The sequence below is a fragment of the Pseudomonas sp. genome, from assembly GCF_051660785.1.
GTDB lineage: Bacteria > Pseudomonadota > Gammaproteobacteria > Pseudomonadales > Pseudomonadaceae > Aquipseudomonas.
Genome location: NZ_JBOFQE010000090.1, coordinates 28301 through 53080, shown reverse-complemented (window position 1 = coordinate 53080; position 24780 = coordinate 28301). Strand labels below are relative to the sequence as shown.

Annotated in this window: 24 protein-coding genes and 2 tRNA genes; 14 read left to right on the top strand and 12 right to left on the bottom strand. The window is 58.7% G+C overall.

Annotated elements, in window-relative coordinates:
• Positions 1-172 precede the first annotated feature (172 nt).
• The gene (gene dinB / locus ACRC4F_RS26365; RefSeq protein WP_438661985.1) at positions 173-1234 is read right to left on the bottom strand and encodes a DNA polymerase IV; all 1062 of its coding nucleotides are present in this window, start codon (positions 1232-1234) and stop codon (positions 173-175) included.
• A gap of 301 nt (positions 1235-1535) precedes the next feature.
• Here dinB and ACRC4F_RS26360 point away from each other — a divergent pair.
• The 4 genes from ACRC4F_RS26360 to ACRC4F_RS26345 all read left to right on the top strand — a co-directional run bounded on the left by ACRC4F_RS26360 (position 1536) and on the right by ACRC4F_RS26345 (position 6110).
• A tRNA-Met gene (locus ACRC4F_RS26360) sits at positions 1536-1612 on the top strand.
• A 205-nt stretch (positions 1613-1817) separates the two neighbouring features.
• Positions 1818-1894 (top strand) — tRNA-Met (locus tag ACRC4F_RS26355).
• Between the two features lie 278 nt (positions 1895-2172).
• Positions 2173-4815: a bifunctional lysylphosphatidylglycerol flippase/synthetase MprF gene (mprF, locus tag ACRC4F_RS26350; RefSeq protein WP_438661984.1), complete on the top strand. Its 2643-nt coding sequence runs from the start codon at positions 2173-2175 to the stop codon at positions 4813-4815.
• Positions 4815-6110 carry an AcvB/VirJ family lysyl-phosphatidylglycerol hydrolase gene (locus ACRC4F_RS26345; RefSeq protein WP_438661983.1) on the top strand — a complete coding sequence of 432 codons (1296 nt, stop codon included), beginning with the start codon at positions 4815-4817 and terminating at the stop codon, positions 6108-6110. Before mprF ends, ACRC4F_RS26345 begins: the two co-directional genes overlap by 1 nt.
• A gap of 118 nt (positions 6111-6228) precedes the next feature.
• Here ACRC4F_RS26345 and ACRC4F_RS26340 read toward each other — a convergent pair whose 3' ends face one another.
• From ACRC4F_RS26340 to ACRC4F_RS26330, 3 genes are read right to left on the bottom strand one after another with little or no spacing between them, the layout of a single operon-like run.
• The gene (locus tag ACRC4F_RS26340) at positions 6229-6900 is read right to left on the bottom strand and encodes a PP2C family protein-serine/threonine phosphatase (protein ID WP_438661982.1); all 672 of its coding nucleotides are present in this window, start codon (positions 6898-6900) and stop codon (positions 6229-6231) included.
• Positions 6897-7595 carry a hypothetical protein gene (locus ACRC4F_RS26335; RefSeq protein WP_438661981.1) on the bottom strand — a complete coding sequence of 233 codons (699 nt, stop codon included), beginning with the start codon at positions 7593-7595 and terminating at the stop codon, positions 6897-6899. Before ACRC4F_RS26335 ends, ACRC4F_RS26340 begins: the two co-directional genes overlap by 4 nt.
• Before the next feature lies 1 nt (position 7596).
• Positions 7597-8364 carry a MarR family transcriptional regulator gene (locus tag ACRC4F_RS26330; RefSeq protein ID WP_438661980.1) on the bottom strand — a complete coding sequence of 256 codons (768 nt, stop codon included), beginning with the start codon at positions 8362-8364 and terminating at the stop codon, positions 7597-7599.
• 490 nt (positions 8365-8854) lie between these two features.
• On the opposite strand from ACRC4F_RS26330, the gene ACRC4F_RS26325 reads away from it, so the two are divergent.
• Positions 8855-9178: a DUF3077 domain-containing protein gene (locus tag ACRC4F_RS26325; protein ID WP_438661979.1), complete on the top strand. Its 324-nt coding sequence runs from the start codon at positions 8855-8857 to the stop codon at positions 9176-9178.
• A gap of 188 nt (positions 9179-9366) precedes the next feature.
• Here ACRC4F_RS26325 and ACRC4F_RS26320 read toward each other — a convergent pair whose 3' ends face one another.
• Positions 9367-11268: a potassium transporter Kup gene (locus ACRC4F_RS26320; protein ID WP_438661978.1), complete on the bottom strand. Its 1902-nt coding sequence runs from the start codon at positions 11266-11268 to the stop codon at positions 9367-9369.
• A gap of 288 nt (positions 11269-11556) precedes the next feature.
• Here ACRC4F_RS26320 and rimO point away from each other — a divergent pair, with 288 nt between their 5' ends.
• From rimO to tsaA, 6 genes are all read left to right on the top strand, one after another.
• A complete protein-coding gene (gene rimO, locus ACRC4F_RS26315; RefSeq protein ID WP_438661977.1) occupies positions 11557-12894 on the top strand; it encodes a 30S ribosomal protein S12 methylthiotransferase RimO in 1338 nt (445 codons plus the stop codon).
• A gap of 113 nt (positions 12895-13007) precedes the next feature.
• Positions 13008-13481 carry an acetyltransferase gene (locus ACRC4F_RS26310; RefSeq protein WP_438661976.1) on the top strand — a complete coding sequence of 158 codons (474 nt, stop codon included), beginning with the start codon at positions 13008-13010 and terminating at the stop codon, positions 13479-13481.
• Positions 13482-13668: 187 nt separating this feature from the next.
• Complete coding sequence (locus ACRC4F_RS26305) at positions 13669-14379, top strand: rRNA pseudouridine synthase (RefSeq protein WP_010462687.1); 711 nt, start codon at positions 13669-13671, stop codon at positions 14377-14379.
• 75 nt (positions 14380-14454) lie between these two features.
• Positions 14455-14925 (top strand): DUF1456 family protein, encoded by a 471-nt coding sequence (locus ACRC4F_RS26300; RefSeq protein WP_438661975.1) that lies wholly within the window; start codon positions 14455-14457, stop codon positions 14923-14925.
• A gap of 191 nt (positions 14926-15116) precedes the next feature.
• Positions 15117-15887 (top strand): SDR family oxidoreductase, encoded by a 771-nt coding sequence (locus ACRC4F_RS26295; protein ID WP_438661974.1) that lies wholly within the window; start codon positions 15117-15119, stop codon positions 15885-15887.
• A 160-nt stretch (positions 15888-16047) separates the two neighbouring features.
• On the top strand, positions 16048-16746 hold the full coding sequence (gene tsaA, locus ACRC4F_RS26290; RefSeq protein WP_438661973.1) for a tRNA (N6-threonylcarbamoyladenosine(37)-N6)-methyltransferase TrmO: 699 nt from the start codon (positions 16048-16050) through the stop codon (positions 16744-16746).
• A gap of 132 nt (positions 16747-16878) precedes the next feature.
• Here the strand turns inward: tsaA and fpr are convergent, their stop codons facing one another.
• On the bottom strand, positions 16879-17658 hold the full coding sequence (fpr, locus tag ACRC4F_RS26285) for a ferredoxin-NADP reductase (protein WP_003443014.1): 780 nt from the start codon (positions 17656-17658) through the stop codon (positions 16879-16881).
• Between the two features lie 123 nt (positions 17659-17781).
• Here fpr and ACRC4F_RS26280 point away from each other — a divergent pair, with 123 nt between their 5' ends.
• The gene (locus ACRC4F_RS26280; protein WP_438661972.1) at positions 17782-18708 is read left to right on the top strand and encodes a LysR family transcriptional regulator; all 927 of its coding nucleotides are present in this window, start codon (positions 17782-17784) and stop codon (positions 18706-18708) included.
• Here ACRC4F_RS26280 and ACRC4F_RS26275 read toward each other — a convergent pair.
• From ACRC4F_RS26275 to ACRC4F_RS26265, 3 genes are all read right to left on the bottom strand, one after another.
• Complete coding sequence (locus tag ACRC4F_RS26275; protein WP_438661971.1) at positions 18705-19067, bottom strand: diacylglycerol kinase; 363 nt, start codon at positions 19065-19067, stop codon at positions 18705-18707. The two genes, ACRC4F_RS26280 and ACRC4F_RS26275, sit on opposite strands and share 4 nt — an antisense overlap.
• Before the next feature lie 75 nt (positions 19068-19142).
• A complete protein-coding gene (gene erdR / locus ACRC4F_RS26270) occupies positions 19143-19793 on the bottom strand; it encodes a response regulator transcription factor ErdR (RefSeq protein WP_438661970.1) in 651 nt (216 codons plus the stop codon).
• Positions 19794-20003: 210 nt separating this feature from the next.
• Positions 20004-20762 carry a tRNA-uridine aminocarboxypropyltransferase gene (locus ACRC4F_RS26265; protein ID WP_438661969.1) on the bottom strand — a complete coding sequence of 253 codons (759 nt, stop codon included), beginning with the start codon at positions 20760-20762 and terminating at the stop codon, positions 20004-20006.
• Between the two features lie 189 nt (positions 20763-20951).
• Here ACRC4F_RS26265 and ACRC4F_RS26260 point away from each other — a divergent pair, with 189 nt between their 5' ends.
• Positions 20952-21377, top strand: a complete 426-nt coding sequence (locus ACRC4F_RS26260) for a PA3611 family quorum-sensing-regulated virulence factor (RefSeq protein WP_347803989.1) — start codon at positions 20952-20954, stop codon at positions 21375-21377.
• Here the strand turns inward: ACRC4F_RS26260 and ACRC4F_RS26255 are convergent, their stop codons facing one another.
• Positions 21378-21572: a hypothetical protein gene (locus ACRC4F_RS26255; RefSeq protein WP_438661968.1), complete on the bottom strand. Its 195-nt coding sequence runs from the start codon at positions 21570-21572 to the stop codon at positions 21378-21380. It lies immediately after the preceding gene.
• Between the two features lie 481 nt (positions 21573-22053).
• On the opposite strand from ACRC4F_RS26255, the gene ACRC4F_RS26250 reads away from it, so the two are divergent.
• Positions 22054-23172, top strand: coding sequence for a TIGR00730 family Rossman fold protein (locus ACRC4F_RS26250; protein WP_438661967.1), 1119 nt, complete (start codon positions 22054-22056; stop codon positions 23170-23172).
• 56 nt (positions 23173-23228) lie between these two features.
• Here ACRC4F_RS26250 and recX read toward each other — a convergent pair whose 3' ends face one another.
• Together recX and recA are read right to left on the bottom strand one after the other, a co-directional pair.
• Positions 23229-23696, bottom strand: a complete 468-nt coding sequence (gene recX / locus ACRC4F_RS26245) for a recombination regulator RecX (RefSeq protein ID WP_438661966.1) — start codon at positions 23694-23696, stop codon at positions 23229-23231.
• Positions 23697-23704: 8 nt separating this feature from the next.
• Complete coding sequence (recA, locus tag ACRC4F_RS26240; RefSeq protein ID WP_007907270.1) at positions 23705-24757, bottom strand: recombinase RecA; 1053 nt, start codon at positions 24755-24757, stop codon at positions 23705-23707.
• Positions 24758-24780 lie beyond the last annotated feature (23 nt).

The window sequence follows — 24780 nt, the reverse complement described above, 5'->3', positions numbered from 1 at the left end:
AAACGGTTAATCGGGCATTTTTATGAGTGTTCACTCGGGGCCTCCAGGTACTTGGTTTGGTTCGCACCTCCAATTTCCCGGAAAAGCCCCGAGTGAACAACCTACAGAGAGATCACAGCTAGCCTGCTAGCGATGACGGTCTGACATTCACCGCCGCATCAAAACCCTGCCACTACCGTTCAAACAACTCCATCTGCTCAAACCCACCCCGCAAATCCTCCAGCCTGACCCCAACCCCCAACAACCGCACCGGCTTCCCGCCGCGATTGAACGCCTGGGTCAGCAACAGCTCATAACTCTGAAGATCCCGCCCTGCCCCGGCCTGCTCCAGCGTTGTCTGGGTAAAGTCATGGAATTTCACTTTGACGAACGGCTTGCCCGGCCGATAGCTGCTGTCGATCCGCGCCATGCGGCCAGCCAGGGTTTCCAGGAGCTCGGGTAATTTATCCAGGCAGCTCACCAGATCCGGCAGGTCCACGTCGTAAGTGTTTTCGACACTGATCGACTGCCGGCGGCTGTCGTTATGCACCAGACGCTCGTCAATCCCACGAGCCAGGCTCCAGAGTCGTTCGCCAAAACTGCCGAATTCACGTACCAGCGCCAACTTGTCCCACTCGCGCAGATGCGAACAATCGACGATGCCAAGTTTCCCCAGTTTGTCAGCGGTGACTTTGCCCACGCCGTGCAGCTTGCTCACGGGCAAACCGCTGACAAAGTCTTCTACTTGATCCGGCGTGATCACAAACAAACCGTTGGGCTTCTTCCAGTCACTGGCGATCTTGGCCAGAAACTTGTTCGGCGCGACGCCGGCCGAAACGGTGATGTGCAACTGATTGGAGACTCGGCGGCGAATGTCCTGGGCGATGCGCGTGGCGCTGCCCCCGAAATGGGCACAGTCCGACACGTCGAGGTAAGCCTCGTCGAGGGAAAGCGGCTCGATCAGGTCGGTGTAATCGCGAAAGATCGTGTGAATTTCCTTCGACGCTTCTCTATAGGCGTCCATGCGCGGCTTGACGATGGTCAGGTCCGGGCACAGCTTCAAGGCATGCCCGGAAGACATCGCCGAGCGCACGCCATAGGCCCGCGCTTCATAGTTGCAGGTGGCAATCACCCCGCGCCGATCCGCAGAACCGCCCACCGCAAGGGGTTTACCTGCCAGGCGCGGGTCGTCACGCATCTCGATGGCGGCGTAAAAGCAGTCACAATCGACGTGGATGATCTTTCGCTGGTTCATATAGAAGCGGTGTTCATGGTGAAGAAATGGTGTTTTGGCGTGTCGGATCGGCAGTATCTCACTGACACCTGTATATAGCACCAGTAGTCTGAATCTTCTTCCCCTCTCGTAGGAAAAGTACCCAATGAATTTAATTTCTCAATCGAAACGCGCCGTTCGATAGAGCTGCAAGCCTTGCCACACCTGCCTTGCAGACGATCTCCCTGCCCCACTTTCCACCTAAGCGATTGAACCGGAACAGGTTTTATCCGGATTCAAGGTTGACAGCCTCGCGATCCTCTGTAGAATGCCGACACACAGACGCGGGATGGAGCAGTCTGGTAGCTCGTCGGGCTCATAACCCGAAGGTCGTCGGTTCAAATCCGGCTCCCGCAACCAAACATCAAAAAAGGCTACTCGAAAGAGTGGCCTTTTTTGTGCGCGTCTGTTTTGTGCCGCTCTTTCCCCAAAAGGGAGAAATCGTTCTGATTCCGAAACTTAAGCCTACCCTGCGACCGTTCGCCGCTCATTCACGCTTATTCGACCCGGTTCAAGATTAACGGTTGACACTCAGGCGTATCTCTATAGAATGCCGCCACACAGACGCGGGATGGAGCAGTCTGGTAGCTCGTCGGGCTCATAACCCGAAGGTCGTCGGTTCAAATCCGGCTCCCGCAACCAAACATCAAAAAAGGCTACTCGAAAGAGTGGCCTTTTTTGTATCTGTTGAAAAAGTCCTTTCGCAACAATGACCTGTCACTGTGTACCGAAGCGTTCGGGATCACCCAGGCTGTGAGTTCAGACTATGCTGAATCGCAGACAGAACCCTCTACGTCCAATGACATGCCATCGCCGCCAACCGGTGAGAGGCGTTAATATTTGTGATTATTTTTTTCTACAGGGATTGGTAACTTGGCTGGATACCTCCATCCTGTCGCGCACAATCCAAGAGGTGATTGATGCGCGCCAACTCGTCTGATCCACAAGACACCGTCACAGCGACCCAACCGATCAAGGCCGAGCGTCTGCGCTTGCTGGATCTGGTCAGCAAGTACCGTCAACCCATCGGCCTGGCGGTCACTCTGCTGCTGTTCGCTATCGCGCTGATTGCCTGTCGTCACCTGCTCAGCGAACTCGATCTGTACGCTTTGCATGACTCGATCCTCGAAATACCGAAACCGGCATTGCTCGGCGCATTGGGCGCGACTGTGGTCGGCTTCATCATTCTGCTGGGGTACGAATGGTCGGCCAGCCGCTACGCGGGTGTGACACTGGCGCCGCGCATCCTGGCGCTGGGCGGCTTCACCGCATTTGCCATCGGCAACGCCATTGGTCTTTCGATGCTCTCGGGGGGCTCGGTCCGCTACCGTTTATATGCACGTCATGGCTTGGGGGCTTCAGAAGTCGCTCACATGACACTGTTCGCCAGCCTTTCACTTGGTTGCGCCCTGCCACCGCTGGCCGCCCTGGCGACCCTCAGCAACCTGCCTGCTGCCTCGGCGGCCCTGGGATTGTCCGAAGGGTTGCTGGGCGCCGTTGCCGCAGCCGTTTTGCTGCTCTTCAGCGTATTGGCCATCGGCATCTACCGCCGTCGCCTTCCGGAACAGCCTTCCAAGGACAACTTGCTCGTCAAGGTCGGGCGCCGCACCTTGCGCCTCCCCGGTCGCCGCCTGACCTTCCTGCAACTGATCATCACCGCCCTGGACGTGGCCGCCGCCGCGACCGTGCTCTATTTGTTGCTGCCGGAAGCGCCGCCCTTCGGCGCATTCCTGTTGGTGTACCTGCTGGCCCTGGCCGCTGGCGTGCTCAGCCATGTGCCCGGCGGTGTTGGCGTATTTGAAGCCATTCTCCTGGCCGCCTTCGCCGACACACTCGGCGCCGCTCCACTGGCCGCCGCGCTGCTGCTCTATCGCCTGATCTATGTCGTGCTGCCGCTGCTGGTGGCGTGTGTATTCCTGCTGATCAACGAAGGCCAGCGCCTGTTTCAGTCGCGCCAGTCCCTGCGAGCCGCTTCCGGTCTTGCGGCACCAATTCTGGCGGTGCTGGTGTTCCTGTCCGGCGTGGTGCTGCTGTTCTCCGGCGTGACCCCGGAAATCGACACCCGCCTGGAACACATCGGCTTTCTGATTCCCCATCGCCTGGTCGACGCGTCGCACTTCGGTGCCAGCCTGGTCGGCGTGCTGTGCCTGCTGCTGGCGCAAGGGCTGCGTCGTCGGCTGTCCGCCGCGTGGATGCTGACCACCATTCTATTGCTGGTCGGCGCCCTGCTCTCTCTGCTCAAGGGTTTTGACTGGGAAGAAGCCTGCCTGATGACCCTGACGGCGAGCCTGCTGGGAGTTTTCCGGCGCTCGTTCTATCGCCCGAGCCGCCTGACCGAACTGCCGTTCTCGCCGTTGTATCTGGTGTCCAGCCTATGCGTGCTCGGCGCGTCGATCTGGCTTCTGCTGTTTGCCTATCAAGACGTTCCGTACAGCCATCAACTCTGGTGGCAGTTCACCCTCGACGCCGATGCTCCGCGTGGCTTGCGCTCGCTGCTCGGCGCCGCCGTTCTGCTGGTGGTCGTCTCCCTGACCTGGCTGCTGCGCACCGCACGCCCGGTGATTCACTTGCCGACGCCTGATGAACTGGATCGCGCGGTAAAGATTCTCATGGCCTCCTCGCAACCGGACGGAGGCCTGGCCCTGACCGGTGACAAGGCGCTGCTGTTTCACCCCAACGACGAAGCGTTCCTGATGTACGCCCGCCGTGGCCGCAGCCTGGTGGCCTTGTACGACCCGATCGGCCCGACCCAGCAACGGGCGGAAATGATCTGGCAGTTCCGCGACCTCTGCGACATCCACCACGCCCGCCCCGTGTTCTATCAAGTGCGCGCCGAGAACCTGCCGTACTACATGGACATCGGCCTGACCGCGATCAAGCTCGGCGAAGAAGCCCGGGTCGATCTGCAGCGCTTTGATCTCGAAGCCAAGGGCAAAGAGATGAAAGACCTGCGCTACACCTGGAACCGCGGCACCCGCGATGGCCTGTCGCTGGAAATCCATGAGCCGGGCCATGCGCCGATGGATGAGCTCAAAGTCATTTCCGATGCCTGGCTGACCGGCAAGAACGTGCGCGAGAAAGGCTTCTCCCTCGGCCGATTCAGCGACGACTACATCAAGCATTTTCGCGTGGCGGTGATTCGTTTCGAAGGGCGCCCGGTGGCGTTTGCCAACCTGCTCGAGACTTACGGCCACGATCTGGCCAGCCTTGATCTCATGCGCGCGCACCCCGAGGCGCCGAAGCTGACCATGGAATTCATGATGGTCGGTCTGATTCAACATTATAAGAGTCACGGATACGCGCGTTTCAGCCTGGGCATGGTGCCGTTGTCGGGGTTGCAACCCCGGCGTGGCGCACCGCTGACCCAGCGTCTGGGCTCGATGGTTTTCCGCCGTGGTGAGCAGCTCTACAACTTCCAAGGCTTGCGCCGCTTCAAAGACAAGTTCCAGCCTGACTGGGAACCCCGTTATATGGCCGTACCTGCCGGACTCGATCCGCTGGTTGCCCTGGCCGACACTGCTGCCCTGATTGCGGGCGGCTTGACTGGATTGGTGAAACGCTGATGATTCAACGCTCCTTGCGGTATGTACTGGGCACGCTGGTCGTGCTGGCCCTGATTCTCGGCGGCGGTTACTGGTACCTGAAACGCCCGGCCCCCGAACCGACCCTCGAACAGCTGACCCCGGCCGATGGCGCGGCGATGACCCGCGTCATCCCCGGCAACACGCCACGCGCCCAGGTGCTGGTGGCGGTCAATGAAGACCAGAAACTCAGCGACAAACAATTGATGACCCTCAGCCGCACCGGCTCGGCGCAGATTGTCCAGGTGATCCTGCCCAAGGACTGCCTGCTGCAGAGCCGCGCCCTGCAATCGGGCTTGAGAGAGCTCAAAGGCCCGGCGACCCTGGTCAGCGGCATCGGCCCTGGCGCCGTGCTGGCGTGGCGCTGGTTGTCCGAGCAAAAGGACGACAAGGCTCAGGCCGTCTCGGTAGACCTGGCGCTGGAAAAACCCGGCTGCACCCACCTGCTGCCGAAAAGCGCGACTCACGGCCACTGGCTGGTGGCCTGGAACGACAACCCGGACGACACCAGCGCCGGCTTCGTGCGCGACCAGGCCAACGCCGAAACCAGCATCAGCGACTACGACATCAACCTGCCGCAAGTGCTGAACAACGAACTGCGCAAGATTCTTGTCGGTGGCGATAAAGCCGCCGGTGGCCTGCAAATCCCCGTGGTTGAAGTCCCGGCCGGCCAGGCCAAGGACACCGTGACCCTGTTCCTGTCGGGTGACGGCGGCTGGCGTGACCTGGATCGCGACGTCGCGGGCGAGATGGCGAAGATCGGCTACCCGGTGGTCGGCATCGACACCCTGCGCTACTACTGGCAGCACAAGAGCCCGGAGCAAAGCGCCCTGGACCTCGCCGAACTGATGCAACACTACCGGCAGAAATGGGGCACCAAGCGCTTCATCCTGACCGGTTACTCGTTCGGCGCCGACGTCCTGCCGGCGATCTACAACCGCCTGGAGCCCGCGGAGCAGCAACGCGTCGACGCAATCATCTTGCTGGCCTTCGCCCGCACTGGCAGCTTCGAAATCGAAGTCGAAGGCTGGCTCGGCAACGCCGGCAAAGAAGCCGCCACCGGCCCGGAAATGTCCAAGCTGCCACCGGAAAAAGTGGTGTGCATCTACGGCGAAGAAGAAGTCGACGAAAGCGGCTGCACCGACAAGAGCGCCGTGGGCGAAGCGATGAAACTGCCTGGCGGCCATCACTTCGACGAGAACTACCCGGCGCTGGCAAAGCGCTTGGTGGACATCATCGAGAAGCGTCAGGGCAAGGGTGAGACGGCTCAGGAGTGATCTGAACAGTCTACAGAAAGCCCCCTCTGCCATAAGGCTCCGGGGGCTTTTTTACATGTACAAACATCAAGCGCTACCAGCTAGCCGGACTTCATGTCGATGCTCTTTGCTCCCAAGACTAAAACTGAACATCTATCCACGTTACGTCATCTTCAACAGCGATAAAGTCGCTATCTGGTGCTGCCAGTAAGCTGCTTTGCTGCGCCTCCGTTAACTCCGCCCAGAAGCCATCGGTTACGAACACCAGTCGCTCACCAACGGCCAAGGGGTGAAAAACAAAGTCAGGGTCCGGGGCACGATTAGCCTTCAGGCATCGGGTGACCCAGTTTCGTGCCGGATCTTGCGCCAACTCACGATGCGAACGGTCGCGCTTCCAATTGGCCTTGCAGTGGGGCGGCGTAATCCACTCGATCGTGCCACCCGATGTCACGACGCCGCACGAACAGTCGCCCTCATACGCAAGCGTGAGCTTCCCATGAGCAACGAAACCGATCAGGTAACACATGGTCCCAGTCTGGTCCGCAAACAAAGTGGGGTGAAGCTCGGCCAGCACTGAACAAAGCAACTGCTCAACTTCTTCGTGCTCGGTGATATCGCCCCATCGATCCATGTGTTTCGGGTAGGCCGCTAAAACACCTTTTACGAAGCATTCAGCCAGTTGGCCACTGCCGGGCTTCGACGTACCATCCGTAATGACGCACAGCCCTCTGCCCCCGATGCAGAGAGCGCCAGCATAGTCATGATTGGCTTTCCTGGTCCGTCCTATCACCGATCTGGTGATGTATCTCATGCGTTGCTCAGGTCTTTCATGCGCATGTGAATAATTCGCCCTCTACCCGGATTGGCCTGCACCGAGCCCGAGCTTTCAATCACGTAGTCGATACCATTGAGCACCGTGAGTTCTCGAATTCCAGTCGTGATGAATTTCTTGAGCTCAGGCTCAGCTTGGCGAACTTCCTCTAAAAGCTCTGGACGACCATCAATCAAGATGAGGATATCTTCGACGTCTTTGTGGTAAGGGTCGCCCTCACCGCGACCACTAAAAGCCTCTAGTTTCGTCGCAAGAAAGTAGGTCGGTTTAAATATCTGGATGACGGTCCCACTGGGCAACGTAAATTTATCGGCCCTCGCCAGTCCCTCCACGAACCAACGGTTGGCATATCCGAGAACTGCGGGATCAGAAGGCATCACATCAACGACGACGTCGTTGAAACGGAAACGACAGTTGACTTCATCCTCACCGGTGATCTTGAAGTTCTTGGCCGCCAGCCGCTCTATGAGGTGTTGCCAGGCGCTAATGCCTGCAAGCTCGATCACCAAGTCAACATCATCGGTGAAACGAATGTCGTCCAGCACAGCAGTATCAGTAACCAGCATGGCGGTGGTGCAACCACCAACAAAAGCAACCTCAGTGAGAAACGCCGCCCCCAAACCTTCTGCAACAAATTCTATGAGCTCGTAGTTGTGATCAGCGTTTGACGACATGTTATTTCAGGCCCATCCCAGCTTTTAAAATGTTGATCGCCACGCCACACTCTCGCGGACCACCAAGACGGATCGCATCGGCCAGCGCAAGATAGTGATAAAGGGTTCTGTCTCTCTTCACCGCTTCCGGCACTGTCTTGTAGAGCGGCTCTATCGCCTGACCCCGCTCAGTTCCGAGTGCATCAGGCCAGACCGGAATCAACCCGCCAGCGCTCTTGATGCTTTTGGACAGCGCTGGCGCTGCGAAGCCTGTCGGAATACCGCGAACCATCGCGCCCGGCTTCACGGGGAAAAAGTATTTCAGAGCGTGCTCGGTAATTTTCAGCAGTTCTCGCCGATTAACTTTCGGGAGCCCGGTGTCGTAGTCATTGGTGAGCAATCCGGACTCACGACACCTGGCTATAGCGTTTGAAACCTCGCTTTTGCTTAGCCCAAGAGACGCAGATAACGCACGCAACGAGTAACCTTCACTCCAGCTCGCCAGCGGAGTAGAAGGCACAGGCTCCGACCACCCCTCCCATCCATCCTCGTCGCTCAACGGTGAGTCGAACTCCTGGCGGTGGAATACAGTTTCTTCACTATCAGCGGGGTAGGTGACTCGCGGCTGCCCCACTGGGCTCCCCGCGGTCATTCGCTTTATCTGCTGGGGCTTCAATAACTCCTCAACTGTGTTCGAATTCGACTCAGACTCCATCCTCCCAAAGAGATTTTCTTCCTGGGCGTGCAGGCTGACCATCTTGAACAAAAGCAAAATGTCTTGACTCTTCATGAAGCCAGGAACTCCAAGTGTCCACATTCCATAAAACGTGGACACTTGTCTCATTGGAAATATTGAACCGTCAAGACCTTTCGATATTTGCAACAACGCAAAAACTCCCGCGACTTATCAAATCCCTCACCGTGTTTAGTTTCGTTTAACTTAACGTGTCGCAATATCGGATGACGCCCGCAGACCTTGTAGGCAAACTCCGAATCTCGCGTTTGGGCACTTTGCCGCCTTGTTGCGTTTTTCTTCGACGGGATACTCTCCGGACGTCGCTGACCTTTCAGCGATCGGGCTTGGAAACCCGTCGGATACTGGCCGCAACAGCGCCCCTTCATGATTGCATGCGTATTTTGTAATCATGAGTTATGGCAGCTGTGCGTGGGACGCCCTCGGGCGTGCCGGTTTCCTAGTTCCCGGTTTCCAACCTGCGTACAGCTGTCACCCATTCGCTTGGAAACGAATGAGTCAGCTCCTCAACTAGGATTTTTTGACTATGACTAAAAATGATGCTTCCGCAATTTCAGAATTAAAAACCATAGGCTTCACCCCGCTCATCTACTGCCCGGATCAGGCGTTGTTCAACGTCCGCGCCGGTGTCCCCATCGTTCAAGCATTGTCCCAAGCATCCGATCTGCTGTTCCTCGCCAAATCATTTTCCGAGGATGCCGCCTACGCAAGAGACACCGACCGCCACGCGTGGGCTGCTCACTATCTGACTGCGATGGGTAAGGCGGTGATTGATGATGTGGTGAAGGTGCTGACGCCGCGACCAGCCCGGACAAAGACCGAATCAGAAGAAGACCTGCCCGAAAGCTAGTAACACCGCAGATCCCCTGTGGGAGCGAGCCTGCTCGCGATGGCGGACTGATATCCACCATTGTTGTCGACTGACAGACCGCTATCGCCAGCAGGCTAGCTCCCACAGGGGATAGTCAGTTGATTCAAGTCATCGGACACAAAAAAGCCCCCGCTGCTTTCATGGCAACGGGGGCTTTTTGATGGGGCTTACATCTCCACCTGAGTACCCAACTCAATCACCCGGTTCAACGGCAAATTAAAGAACCGCAAATTGCCATTGGCATTCTTCAACATGAAGGCGAACAGCGCCTCACGCCAGCGGGCCATGCCTTCAAGTTTGGAGGCGATCACCGTCTCGCGGCTGAGGAAGTAGGTGGTGCGCATCGGGCTGAAGTCGAGATCATCGAGATGACACAGCTTCAGCGCTTGCGGCACGTCCGGTTCGTCGACGAAGCCAAAGTGCAGGATCACGCGGAAGAACCCTTCTCCGTGGGATTCAACCTCGAAGCGCCGTGTTGGCGGCACTCGCGGGATGTCTTCGTAGACCACGGTCAGCAGCACCACTTGCTCATGCAGCACCTGGTTATGCAGCAGGTTGTGCAACAACGCGTGGGGCACGGCGTCCGGGCGCGCAGTCAGGAACACCGCGGTGCCCTGGACGCGATGCGGTGGTTGCACCGCGATACTGCTGATGAAAATCGGCAGCGGAAGCCCGCCCTCGTCCATGCGTTCCACCAGCAGCTGTTTGCCGCGCTTCCAGGTGGTCATCAGTACAAACAGCGCGATACCGGCGATCACCGGGAACGCCCCGCCCTGAATGATTTTCGGCACGTTGGCCGCGAAGTACAGACCGTCCACCAACAGGAAACCGAGCAACAGCGGGACGGCGAGGATCGGAGGCCATTTCCACAGCAGCAAGATCACCGCCGACACCAGGATGGTGGTCATCAGCATGGTTCCGGTCACTGCCACACCGTAGGCCGAGGCCAGGGCGCCGGAGGATTCGAAGCCGATCACCAGCAGAATCACGCCGACCATCAGCGACCAGTTCACCGCGCCGATGTAGATCTGGCCCTGTTCGGCGCTGGAGGTGTGCTGGATGTGCATGCGCGGGATGTAACCGAGCTGGATCGCCTGACGGGTCAGGGAGAACGCGCCGGAAATCACCGCTTGCGAAGCGATCACCGTGGCCAGGGTCGACAAACCGACCAACGGGATCAGTGCCCAGCTCGGCGCCAACAGATAGAACGGGTTGCGAGCGGCTTCCGGATCACCGAGCAGCAAGGCGCCCTGACCGAAATAGTTCAGCACCAGTGCCGGCAGCACAAGAATGAACCACGCGCGGGCAATCGGCTTGCGACCGAAGTGGCCCATGTCGGCGTACAGCGCTTCGGCACCGGTCAGTGCCAGCACCACCGCACCGAGAATCGCCACGCCCATGCCCGGGTGAACGATGAAGAAGCGCACGCCCCAGACCGGGTTCATCGCTTGCAACACTTCCGGGTGCTGCAGGATGCCGTAGACACCGAGCGCGCCCAGCACCACAAACCAGGTGACCATGATCGGCCCGAACAGGATGCCGATCCGCGCAGTACCGTGCCGCTGAATCAGAAACAGCGCCACCAGCACCACCAGCGACAACGGCACCACCCAATGGTCGATGCCATCGAATGCCAGTCCCAGGCCTTCAATCGCCGAGAGTACGGAAATCGCCGGGGTGATCATGCTGTCGCCGTAGAACAGCGCCGCGCCGATCAGCCCGCAGACCACCAGCAACCCTCGCAATTTGCGATGCCCCGCCGCCGCCCGACGCGCCAGTGCGGTCAAGGCCATGATCCCGCCTTCGCCCTGGTTGTCGGCGCGCAGCACGAACATCATGTATTTGATCGAGACGACCCAGATCAGCGACCAGAAGATCAACGCCAGGATGCCCAGCACGCCGTCATGGTTGACCGGTACGCCATAGCCGCCGGAAAACACTTCTTTAAGGGTGTACAGCGGGCTCGTGCCGATATCGCCATAAACCACCCCGACCGCTGCGACCAGCATGCCGATCGGCTTTGCCGCCGAATGCTCGGCACCCGCCGCCTGACTACTTGCCTGACCCATCCACCACTCCTACTACCCAGACCGGACTTCTTTGAAAGAAGCACTATGCTTTGCCACGCAGCATGCGCTGTTTTACATGACGTTACAGACGTTTTGTTGACTGTAAAAAATTGGTAAAGCGTAAAGGCGCGAAGCATAGCGCAGCACTCGTCGCATTTCCCTGCATAAAGCTGGTCAAGTGCGCCTCTCATCGCTAGAATTGCGCACTTTTTGATCAGAGGCACACCAAGTGCCCGTCAGCCGCCTTGCCGACTTCGGTATGAGGCGTCACAAATACCGAGGTTAGACATGTCCACCACTCCTGCGTCGGCCAATCCAAAGGTTGGCTTCGTATCCCTGGGTTGCCCCAAAGCACTGGTCGACTCCGAGCGCATCCTTACCCAGCTGCGCATGGAAGGTTATGACGTTGTGTCCACCTACCAGGACGCCGACGTCGTGGTGGTCAACACCTGCGGTTTCATCGACTCGGCCAAGGCTGAATCCCTGGAAGTGATTGGCGAAGCCATCAAGGAAAACGGCAAGGTCATCGTGACCGGCTGCATGGGCGTCGAAGAAGGCAACATCCGCAACGTGCACCCGAGCGTGCTGGCCGTGACCGGTCCGCAGCAGTACGAGCAAGTGGTCAACGCCGTGCACGACGCTGTGCCGCCGCGTCAGGATCACAACCCGCTGATCGACCTGGTGCCGCCGCAAGGCATCAAGCTGACCCCGCGCCACTACGCCTACCTGAAGATTTCCGAAGGCTGCAACCACAGCTGCAGCTTCTGCATCATCCCGTCGATGCGCGGCAAACTGGTCAGCCGTCCGGTCGGTGACGTGCTCGACGAAGCCCAGCGCCTGGTCAAGGCCGGCGTCAAAGAGCTGTTGGTGATCTCGCAAGACACCAGCGCCTATGGCGTCGACGTGAAATACCGCACCGGCTTCTGGAACGGCGCGCCGGTGAAAACCCGCATGACCGAACTCTGCGAAGCCCTGAGCACCCTCGGTGTCTGGGTCCGCTTGCACTACGTTTACCCGTACCCGCACGTCGACGAGCTGATCCCGCTGATGGCCGCCGGGAAAATCCTGCCGTACCTGGACATCCCGTTCCAGCACGCCAGCCCGAAAGTCCTGAAAGCGATGAAACGCCCGGCCTTCGAAGACAAGACTCTGGCGCGGATCAAGAACTGGCGCGAAATCTGCCCGGACCTGATCATCCGTTCGACCTTCATCGTCGGCTTCCCGGGCGAAACCGAAGAAGACTTCCAGTACCTGCTGAACTGGCTGACCGAAGCGCAACTCGACCGCGTCGGCTGCTTCCAGTACTCGCCAGTCGAAGGCGCACCGGCCAACCTGCTGGACGCGGCCATCGTGCCGGACGACGTCAAACAGGACCGTTGGGACCGCTTCATGGCGCACCAGCAGGCCATCAGCTCGGCGCGCCTGCAAATGCGCGTCGGCCGTGAAATCGAAGTGCTGGTCGATGAAGTCGACGAGCAAGGCGCCGTAGGCCGCTGCTTCTTCGATGCCCCGGAAATCGACGGCAACGTGTTCATCGACAACGGCAGCAACTTGAAGCCAGGCGACAAAGTCTGGTGCAAAGTGACCGACGCCGACGAATACGACCTGTGGGCTGAACAGATCTAAACGCAAAAAATACGAAAAGCCCTGCTCTCTTGACGAGATGCGGGGCTTTTTTACGTCTATCGTTTTGTGGGAGAAAGGACTCGCACATTCCACGGTAAAAGGGGCATCCGGCCATGCGCCAACATTCGGTCATCCACACGCCGAAACAGAGCGACTACGAAGAACTCACGCAGGTCTGGGAAGCTTCGGTGCGCGCCACCCACGACTTTCTGCCGGACAGCTACATTGAATTGCTGAAGAACCTGGTGCTGACCCGCTACCTCGACGCGGTGATGCTGATCTGCACCAAAGACTCGCGCCAGCGCATCACCGGGTTTGCCGGGGTGGCGGCGGGCAAGATCGAAATGCTCTTTATTGACCCGGCTCACCGGGGCCAGGGTTTGGGTAAGCAGTTGCTGCGTTATGCCATGGAACACCTGAACGCTGATGAGCTGGACGTCAACGAGCAGAACCCGCAGGCGCTGGGGTTTTACTTCAAGCAGGGGTTCGAGGTGATTGGCCGTTCGGAGGTCGATGGCATGGGGCAGCCGTATCCGTTGCTGCACATGCGCCTTCGTCAGGCGCATCAACTGACGCGAAATGGCTGACACAACATCGAACAATGTGGGAGCTGGCTTGCCTGCGATAGTATCAACTCGGTCCAACAGAAAGACCGCGTCGTCTGCATCGCTGGCAGGCCAGCTCCCACATTAAAAGCACCTGCGGCAAATGGAGCCGGGATTAACCGGCGCCACGCAGGTACAATGCCCACCCCTTTTTTGTTACGGCCCTGTCATGACTGACCCGATTCGTCTCTCCAAACGCCTCATCGAACTCGTCGGCTGTTCCCGTCGGGAGGCTGAGCTGTTCATCGAGGGCGGCTGGGTCACCGTGGACGGCGAGGTCATCGACGAGCCGCAATTCAAGGTCGACACCCAGAAAGTCGAGCTCGATCCAGAGGCCAAGGCCACTGCACCGGAGCCGGTGACCATCTTGCTGAACGTGCCCGTGGGCATGGACGCGGAAACGGCGATGGCGACCATCAGCGCCGAAACTCTGAGCGAAGAACACCGCTTCAGCAAACGTCCGCTCAAGGGCCACTTCCTGCGCCTGACCGCCAGTACCGATTTGCAGGCCAATGCCAGCGGTCTGCTGGTGTTCACCCAGGACTGGAAGATCTTGCGCAAGCTGACCGCTGACTCCGCCAAGATCGAGCAAGAGTATGTCGTCGAAGTCGAGGGCGACATGGTGGCTCACGGCCTCAACCGCCTGAACCACGGCCTCACCTACAAAGGCAAGGAACTGCCGCCGGTCAAGGCCAGCTGGCAGAACGAAAACCGCCTGCGTTTTGCGATGAAGAACCCGCAACCGGGCGTGATCGCCCTGTTTTGCCAGGCCGTCGGCCTGAAGGTCGTCGCCATCCGCCGCATCCGCATCGGCGGCGTGTCCATCGGCAAAGTGCCGTTGGGGCAATGGCGCTACCTGTCCGGCAAAGAGAAGTTCTAAGACTTTTCACGCCGCCACACATTTTGGCGCCGCTGTTTATGCGGCGCCCACTGCTGAATATCAGGATTGCACACCATGATTCATAACGACGTACTGCGCAGCGTGCGCTACATGCTCGACATCAGCGACAAGAAAGTCATCGAGATCATCAAGATCGGCGGCATGGACGTGTCCCTGGAAGACCTGCTGACCTGGCTCGACAAGAAAGAGGAAGACGAGGAAGGCTTCGTACGCTGCCCGGACGAAGTCATGGCGCATTTCCTCGACGGCCTGGTGATCTTCAAGCGCGGCAAGGACGAAAGCCGTCCGCCGCAGCCGATCGAAGTGCCGGTGACCAACAACATCATCCTGAAGAAACTGCGTGTGGCCTTCGAACTGAAAGAAGACGACATGCACGCGATCCTCAAGGCGTCCGAGTTCCCGGTGTCCAAGCCTGAGCTGAGCGCGCTGTTCCGCAAGTTCGGCCACACCAACTATCGCCCGTGCGGCGACCAGCTGCTGCGCAACTTCCTCAAGGGCCTGACCCTGCGCGTTCGCCCGCAGTAAGCACACATCACCTGTAGAAGCCGGCTTGCTGGCGATGGCGTTTTTGAATTCGCCATCGCCAGCAAGCCGGCTCCTACAGGGAGTGGCATCAGCCGAAGGCTCTATAGACCTTCATTCCTCGCAAAAATAGTGGCTCCGCTTCCGGCGGCTGGCGACTAGGGTGTATTGACCCTCAGCTCTCAGGATTCGCCATGCACCCGTACTTTTCCCTGCAAGGCCGCACCGCTCTGGTGACCGGCGGCACCCGTGGTATCGGCAAAATGATCGCCAAGGCTTACGTCGAGGCCGGCGCCACCGTGTACGTCTGCGCCCGGGATGCCGAAGCGTGTCAGCAAACGGCTGATGAGCTGAGCGCTTTCGGGACTTGCCACGGTGTAGCGGCCAACCTGGCCAATGAAGAAGGCGTGTTGCAACTGGCCACGCGACTGGGCGAACAGATTCCTCATCTGGACATTCTGGTGAACAACGCCGGCACCACCTGGGGCGCGCCGCTGGAAAGCTACCCGGTCAAGGGCTGGGAGAAGGTCATGCAGCTCAACGTGACCTCGGTGTTCAACTGCATCCAGCAGTTTTTGCCCCTGCTGCGAAAGGCCGGCTCAGAAGCCAGTCCGGCGCGAATCATCAATATCGGCTCGGTGGCGGGGATTTCTTCCTTTGGCGAACAGGCTTATGCCTACGGGCCGAGCAAGGCTGCCCTGCATCAACTGTCGCGAATTCTGGCGCGGGAGCTGGTGAGCCAGCACATCAACGTCAACGTGATTGCGCCGGGGCGTTTCCCGAGCAAGATGACCCAGCATATTGGTAATGATGAACAGGCGCTGGCCGAAGACACGGCGTTGATTCCGATGAAACGCTGGGGACGGGAGGAAGAGATGGCGGCGCTGGCGATCAGCCTGGCGAGTACGGCCGGGGCTTATATGACCGGGAATATTATTCCGTTGGATGGTGGGTTTAGTCTCTGAGATTCGCGGTGCGGCCATCGCGAGCAGGCTCACTCCCACAGGGGATTGCATTCCAAAATGTGGGAGTGAGCCTGCTCGCGATGACGGACTGACAGGCACCACCGATTCTGGGGCGGCCCGGGTTATCATGCCCACCCTCTTACCGCCTCGACCCCAAACCATGACCTACACCGTTTCCCCCATCGGCTTCGTGCGCTCCTGCTTCAAGGAGAAGTTCGCCATCCCGCGCCAACCGCAACTGGCCCCGGCCGCTCGTGGCGTGCTGGAACTGGTGGCGCCGTTCGATCAGGGTGATGCGGTGCAGGGACTGGAGCAGGTGAGCCACGTCTGGCTGTTGTTCCTGTTTCATCAGGCACTGGAAGAAAAGCCCCGCCTGAAAGTCCGCCCTCCTCGCCTGGGCGGCAACAAATCCATGGGCGTGTTCGCCACCCGCGCGACGCACCGGCCCAATGGCATCGGCCAATCGGTGGTGAAGCTGGACAAGGTTGAAGCCAATCGCCTGTGGATATCGGGAATCGACCTGCTCGACGGAACGCCGATTCTCGACATCAAACCCTACGTGCCTTACGCCGACGTCATCGACACGGCTTCCAATAGCATCGCCAGCGCCGCGCCGCAGCTGATTCCCGTGCAGTGGACGGACTCAGCGCTGCAACAGGCTCACGGCCATGCTCAGCGCCTTGACGAGCCGTTGGTGGCGTTGATCGAGCAATGCCTGGCACAAGACCCACGCCCGGCGTATCAAACTCCTACACCCGAACGGGAATATGGCGCGCAGTTCTGGGATGTGGATGTGCGCTGGCATTATCCCGAGGCGGGTGTGATCCGCGTCCTGGAAGTCATTCCCGCAAAAACCTGAACCCCAGAAACCACTGTGGGAGCGAGCCTGCACGCGATAGCGGTGTGTCAGTCGACAGTAATGCTGACTGGTACACCGCTATCGCGAGCAGGCTCGCTCCCACAGGGAAAGCATAGCCGCCAGGCGTTGTGCTTACTTCTCGACGAACGCTCGCTCGATCAGGTAGTCACCCGGCTCGCGCATCCGTGGCGACACTTTCAGGCCGAAGCTGTTCAACACTTCGCTGGTCTCGTCGAGCATGCTCGGGCTGCCGCAGAGCATGGCGCGGTCGTCCTGCGGGTTGATCGGTGGCAGACCGATGTCGCTGAACAGCTTGCCGCTGCGCATCAGGTCGGTCAGGCGACCTTCGTTCTCGAACGGCTCGCGGGTCACGGTCGGGTAGTAGATCAACTTGTCACGCAGCGCCTCGCCGAAGAACTCGTTCTGCGGCAGGTGCTCGGTGATGAACTCGCGGTAAGCGACTTCGTTGACGTAGCGTACGCCGTGGCACAGGATCACTTTTTCGAAACGCTCGTAGGTTTCCGGGTCCTGGATGACGCTCATGAACGGCGCCAGACCGGTACCGGTGCTGAGCAGGTACAAATGTTTGCCAGGCTTCAAGTCATCCAGCACCAGCGTGCCGGTAGGCTTTTTGCTGATGATGATCTCGTCGCCTTCCTTCAGATGCTGCAGCTGGGAAGTCAGCGGGCCATCAGGCACTTTGATGCTGAAGAACTCGAGATGCTCTTCCCAGTTCGGGCTGGCAATCGAGTAAGCGCGCATGAGCGGCCGGCCGTTGGGCTGTTGCAGGCCGATCATCACGAACTGACCGTTCTCGAAGCGCAGGCCCGGATCGCGGGTGCACTTGAAGCTGAACAGAGTGTCGTTCCAGTGATGAACACTGAGGACACGCTCGTGGTTCATGTTGCTCATGTACGTGGGACTCCTGGGAGATTTTGCCTGCGCCGCTGATGTGCGCAATTGCATCGCATTCTAATGGCAGCGACAATATCTGTTAAATGGATTATTAAGATAAGGGTTATCGGTTATATAGATATGCGATTTACTCTCCGTCAACTTCAAGTATTCGTCGCCGTCGCCCAGCAGGAAAGCGTATCCCGTGCTGCGGGTCTGCTCAACCTCTCGCAATCGGCGGCGAGCACCTCGATCACCGAGCTAGAGCGTCAGTGCAGCTGCCAGCTGTTCGACCGCGCCGGCAAACGGCTGAGCCTCAACGCCCTCGGCAAACAGTTATTGCCGCAAGCGGTGGCGCTGCTCGACCAGGCCAAGGAAATCGAAGACTTGCTCAACGGCAAGTCCGGTTTCGGCTCTCTGGCGGTCGGCGCGACCCTGACCATCGGCAATTACCTGGCCACCTTGCTGATCGGCAGCTTCATGCAGCGCCATCCGGAAAGCCAGGTGAAGCTGCACGTGCAGAACACGGCCAACATTGTGCAGCAAGTCGCGCACTATGAAATTGATCTGGGTCTGATCGAAGGCGACTGCAGTCATCCGGACATCGAAGTGCAGAGCTGGGTCGAGGATGAACTGGTGGTGTTCTGCGCACCTCAGCATCCACTGGCCAAGCGTGGCAGCGCGACCATGGAAGAATTGACCCATGAGGCCTGGATTCTGCGGGAGCAAGGCTCTGGCACGCGGCTGACTTTTGACCAGGCCATGCGTCATCATCGCAGCGCATTGAATATCCGTCTGGAACTGGAACACACCGAAGCGATCAAGCGCGCGGTGGAGTCAGGCCTGGGCATTGGCTGTATTTCGCGGCTGGCGCTGCGTGATGCGTTCCGTCGGGGCAGCCTGGTGCCGTTGGAAACACCAGACCTGGACCTGGCGCGCCAGTTCTATTTCATCTGGCACAAACAGAAATATCAGACGTCAGCCATGCGCGAATTCCTCGACCTGTGCCGCGCTTTCACCGCCGGGGTTCAGCGCAGCGACGAGATCGTACTGCCCACCATTGCTTAAAGCAGAATGATTGCCCACACCAGACCGATCATGGTCAGCGCTACCAGCTGCGCGGCGCTGCCCATGTCCTTGGCGTTTTTGGAAAGCGGGTGTAACTCAAGGGAAATGCGGTCGATGGCCGCTTCCACCGCCGAATTCAACAACTCGACGATCAACGCCAACAGGCAGACCGCGATCAGCAACGCCTGCTCGACACGGCTGACGTTCAGAAAGAACGAAAGCGGGATCAGGATGACGTTGAGCAACACCAGTTGCCGAAAAGCCGCTTCGCCGGTAAAGGCTGCACGCAGACCGTCCAATGAGTAGCCGGAAGCGTTGAGGATGCGTTTGAGGCCGGTTTGGCCTTTGAATGGAGACATAGAGTAGGCAACTGACCAAAAAGGAGTGGGAAAGCTAGATCAACCAAAGTCAAAAAAGCGTGAACAGGCCAACTCTTAGTGGCTCGAAATTGACTCAAGTTGTTGCAAGAGCAACGCAGCCTGGGTGCGCGTGCGCACATTCAGCTTACGGAATATAGCCGTGACATGGGCCTTGATGGTTGCTTCGGAAACGCTCAGCTCGTAAGCGATCTGCTTATTCAGCAACCCTTCGCAGACCATGGTCAACACCCGAAACTGCTGAGGTGTGAGGCTGGCAAGGCCTTCACTGGCCGCCTTGGCTTCAGCGGAAACGCTCACGGCTTCGAACGCCTGGGGCGGCCAGAACACATCGCCATCGAGCACTGCACGGACGGCTTTCTGGATGACACTCAGGTCACTGGACTTGGGAATGAAGCCGCTGGCCCCGAACTCACGGGACTTCACCATGATCGAGGCTTCTTCCTGGGCCGACACCATGACCACCGGAATCTGCGGGTACTGACCGCGCAGCAGGACCAGACCTGAAAAACCGTAGGCCCCGGGCATGTTGAGGTCCAGCAGCACCAGATCCCAGTCGGCCTTTTCGTCCAGTCGGATTTCCAGCTCGGCAATGCTCGCCACTTCCACCAGACGGACATCCGGGCCAAGTCCCAGGGTCAACGCTTGATGCAGGGCGCTACGAAAAAGAGGGTGGTCATCGGCAATCAGGATTTCGTATGTGGCCATTTTTCAAATGATCCTGTTTTTCAAACAACTCAAGGCACAGCCACGGAGCTGCACCAACAGGGCGCGTTCAACGCCAATCACGTGGCTATCCACGTAAAGAATGCGACGTATCAAACTGCGGCCGCGCCCTAATCGGCGCCAAGCATGCCCAGCGAAACCGGGGTGGTCAAGGTGCCTGACCGGTACAGATCTTTGCAGTATGGGCGACAATCAGCAGTTGACCGGGGCCGTGTTCTGCACAAAAGGCATCAGTTCGGTGTGGGCCGGCGTTGCAACGTTCATGTCCAGCTGATGTTTCGCATCCAGGTAATGCTGGCTGAAAACGTCGAAGTACGCGTCAAGCGCCGATGCAGCCTCGGTATCGCCCGCAAGATCGAGGCACAGTGCTGCCACTTCGGCTGTGCACAAGTGCTCGCTGCGGGTCGACCTGCGCAACCGGTACCGCGAGAGTTTCTCGGGAAGCAGGCTCAGGATCGGCAGCCGATCAAAGTAGGGGCTTTTGCGGAAAATCTTCCGGGCTTCGGTCCAGGTCGCGTCGAGCAGAATGAACAGTGGTCGCTTGGTGCTATCGGCTTCGACGGTGTTCGTCACGCGCTCAGGCTCAACGTATTCACCTGGAAAGACTAGATACGGTTGCCATTGCGGATCGGCCAGCAACGCCAGCAACTGCGGATCAGTTTCCGTGCGTGACCAGATAAAGGCGTGGTTGTCGCGCACCACGTCGGCGATCAGCCAACCGGTATTGCTCGGTTTGAACACTTCTTTATTGGTCATGATCAGGCACACGCCCGAGCGGGCCTCGACCTGCGGGCGCCAGGCGCACAGGCAGTGGCTCTCGATCACGCGGCAGGCACGGCAACGCGGCGCTCTCCAGCCACGTGCCTGAATCGGCTTGATGCCCTCCTCCTCCCGCTGGTCGCGCAAGCGGGCAACGGCGTTTGCAGCAAAGGGTGGGGTTACTGGGCTCATCGCAGGCAGCACCGGAGGGGACAGAAAATCGACACGTAAAACACTCGACAGGGCACAAAGACGCGGCAGTTTATCAGAGCAGCCGGCGCAAGCCTGTACCGTCCAGGCCTCGTCCCCTATAATTCGCCGCCACTGAACGCACAGTCATGTGACAGGTCGAACCACCAGTCACTGAACCAGGAGAGTTTCATGCTGCGCCTTATCGTTCCCACCGCTGCCATTTTGCTGGCGTCGTCCTTCAGCGCTCAGGCCGCGTCCTTGAGTGAGCAGAATCTCAACAGAGAACTGCGAAACGTCGCCACACAAAGCAGTGTCGGTACTCCACGGGCGATCAACGAAGACATTCTTGATCAGGGCTACACCGTCGAAGGCAACACGCTGATCAATCATCTGAGCGTACAGAGCAGCCACGCCAACAAGATGCGTGCCGACCCCAAAGCCGTGTATTTCCAGTTGGGCGCCTCTGTGTGCAACAACCCATCGTTCCGCAAACTGATGGCCAAGGGCGCGGTCATGCGTTACGACTTCACTGAAGTGAAGACCAATCGCTCGGTCGGTTCCGCCAGCTATCAGGAATCGGATTGCCCGAAAGCGGGCCCGGCCAAGAAGAAGTAATCATCGGGAATTGGCGCGCCGCTGTTCATCCTCGGCGCGCAGTTCTGCCAACAACGCCTGCAAATAACGCGAACGTCGCTCTGCACCCTCCAGACGCCGGCAGCACTCCTCTTCGAGACTCAAATGATTGGTCTCGGCGGATGACTTGAGTAATCGATACAGTTGCGTATCGATTTCCAGAATGACTCTGGCCATGGCTTAAAGCCTCCCTGCGCCTCGCCCTGTGTGAGCGAAAAATCCTTGAACCGCTTGTACCGTGCGCCCTGCCTTTGACGCAAAGTTGTCGTGTCACGCCTGTAACTTAGTAAATCAGAGCGCTGGGCGTGCGGGTTGCGTTCAGACGAACGGTGAATTCACCTTGCAAATCGTCAATAAGCGGTTGCCAGGAAAGACTTTACGGCGCAATGATCAAGTCAGCGAGAATCTCTGCAAGGGTCTAGATTCAGAGTATTCACGATCACTTTTCTGGGCAGGAAAGGGGCTGCCCGTCGCGTGTCTTGTTGTGCGAACGTTTCTTTCATCCAAGGGAAAAACAGAGCCTGTATGGACGACTCGATGACAACCGGGTCGGTGGATCGCCCAGGCATGGGCTTGGGCAGACAGCGACACATGAGGTGTCGCGGCGCTGGCGACTGCATTGTCGGTGCCAAGGGTTCTGTGCAGAAGGAGAAGTTGAATGCCTTACCAACCGAATGACCTCCTGAGCCGTCATTTCGAAGAAAGCGGCCACGACCTCGTCAGCAAGGTCGAAGAGCAACTCAACCTGGTTTCACCCAACAGCCCCAACATCCCGATTTACCGCGACATGATCCTGACCGTGCTGCGCATGGCACAGGAAGATCACAACCGCTGGAATGCCAAGATCACCCTTCAAGCCCTGCGCGAACTGGAGCATGCCTTCCGCGTGCTCGAACAGTTCAGGGGGCGACGCAAGGTCACTGTTTTTGGTTCGGCGCGCACACCGATCGAACATCCGCTGTATGGCCTGGCCCGTGAACTCGGCGCCGCGCTGGCACGCTCGGACTTGATGGTCATCACCGGCGCCGGTGGCGGCATCATGGCGGCGGCCCATGAAGGTGCCGGCCTGGAACACAGTCTGGGGTTCAATATCACCCTGCCCTTCGAGCAGCACGCCAACCCCACCGTCCAGGGCTCCGCCAACCTGCTGCCCTTCCATTTCTTCTTTACCCGCAAGCTGTTCTTCGTCAAAGAGGCCGATGCGCTGGTCCTCTGTCCCGGTGGTTTCGGCACCCTGGATGAAGCACTCGAAGTGTTGACGTTGATTCAGACCGGCAAAAGCCCATTGGTACCGGTGGTGCTGCTGGATGCGCCGGGTGGCACGTTCTGGCAGGGCGCGCTGGACTTCATTCACCACCAACTGGAGGAAAACCGCTACATCCTGCCGACCGACATGAAGCTGGTGAGCCTGGTCTACAGCGCCGAAGAAGCGGTAGAGCAGATCAATCAGTTCTATGGCAACTTCCACTCCAGTCGCTGGCTCAAGCATCAGTTCGTGATCCGCATGAACCACAAACTCAGCGATCAGGCGCTCGAAGACATGCAGGAAGCGTTTGCCGACCTGTGCCTGAGCGATCACTTTCATCAGCATGCCTACAGCGGCGAGGAGCACGATGACGCGCAGTTCAGTCATCTGGCGCGACTGGCCTTCAACTTCAATGCCAGGGATCATGGCCGTCTGCGGGAACTGGTGGACTACATCAACTTGCCGGAAAACTGGGCCGATACCAAACCCCAGGCGCAACAGCGCACGCGAGAGCCGTCCAAGGTGACGTGAGGCAAAATCGAGGCAAAAAAAAACGGCCCGCTATCGAAATAACGGGCCGTTTTTTATTAATCATCCATTCCCCGACCGCTGAACAAGCGGCCGATCATTTCCATGGAATATCCCCGATAACTCAGGAACCGTCCTTGCTTGGCGCGTTCCCGGACGTCTATCGGCAGGTGCCCGGCAAATTTACGCCGCCAGGTCTCTTCCAGGTGCTCCTGCCAGTTGATACCGCTCTCGCGCAAGGCGAGTTCGATGTCGTTACGTTGCAGGCCGCGCTGGCTCAGTTCTTCGCGAATACGCAAAGGGCCGTAACCGGAGCGAGCACGGTAGGAAACGAAGCTTTCGAGGTAACGGGATTCGGACAGCAGTCCCTCGTCCGTCAAGCGGTCGAGTGCTGTGTCGATCATTTCAGGGAGGGCGCCGCGCTGACGCAGTTTACGCGTCAGCTCGACTCGACCGTGCTCGCGTCGTGCGAGCAGGTCCATGGCGGTTCGCCGCACCGCGACGAGTGTATCGAGTACGGCGGTCATCGGATCAATCAGATATCAGCGTCAGCCAGGTCATCAGCCGTCTCTTTGACTGGCGATGCTTTGACGTCCGGCGCCGGGGTCAGCAACTTGTCACGCAGTTGCTTCTCGAGCTTGGCGGCGATTTCCGGATTGTCTGCCAGGAACTTGGCCGAGTTAGCCTTGCCCTGACCGATCTTGGTGCCTTCATAGGCATACCACGCGCCAGACTTCTCAACGAAACCGTGCAGAACACCCAGGTCGATCATCTCGCCATTGAGGTAGATGCCCTTGCCGTAAAGAATCTGGAACTCAGCCTGACGGAACGGCGAAGCCACTTTGTTCTTGACGACTTTGACGCGGGTTTCGCTACCGACGACTTCATCACCTTCTTTCACCGCGCCAGTACGACGGATGTCCAGACGAACCGAAGCGTAGAACTTCAGCGCATTACCACCGGTGGTGGTTTCCGGGCTGCCGAACATCACGCCGATTTTCATGCGGATCTGGTTGATGAAGATCACCAGGCAGTTGGCGTTCTTGATGTTACCGGTGATTTTACGCAGTGCCTGGGACATCAGACGGGCTTGCAGGCCCACGTGCATGTCACCCATTTCGCCTTCGATTTCAGCCTTCGGAACCAGCGCGGCCACGGAGTCGACGATGATCACGTCAACCGCGTTGGAACGCACCAGCATGTCGGTGATTTCCAGGGCTTGCTCGCCGGTGTCCGGCTGGGAAACCAGCAGGTCGTCGACGTTGACGCCCAGTTTGCCGGCGTATTCAGGGTCGAGGGCGTGTTCGGCGTCGACGAATGCGCAGGTCGCGCCGGCTTTTTGAGCCTGGGCGATCACCGACAGTGTCAGCGTGGTTTTACCGGAGGATTCAGGACCGTAGATTTCAACGATACGGCCTTTTGGCAGACCGCCAATGCCGAGCGCGATGTCCAGACCCAGAGAGCCAGTGGAGATAGCCGGGATCGCCTGACGGTCCTGATCGCCCATACGCATTACGGCACCCTTGCCGAATTGACGTTCGATCTGACCCAGGGCCGCAGCCAAGGCTTTCTTCTTGTTGTCGTCCATTAAAGTCCTCACGTAATCAATAA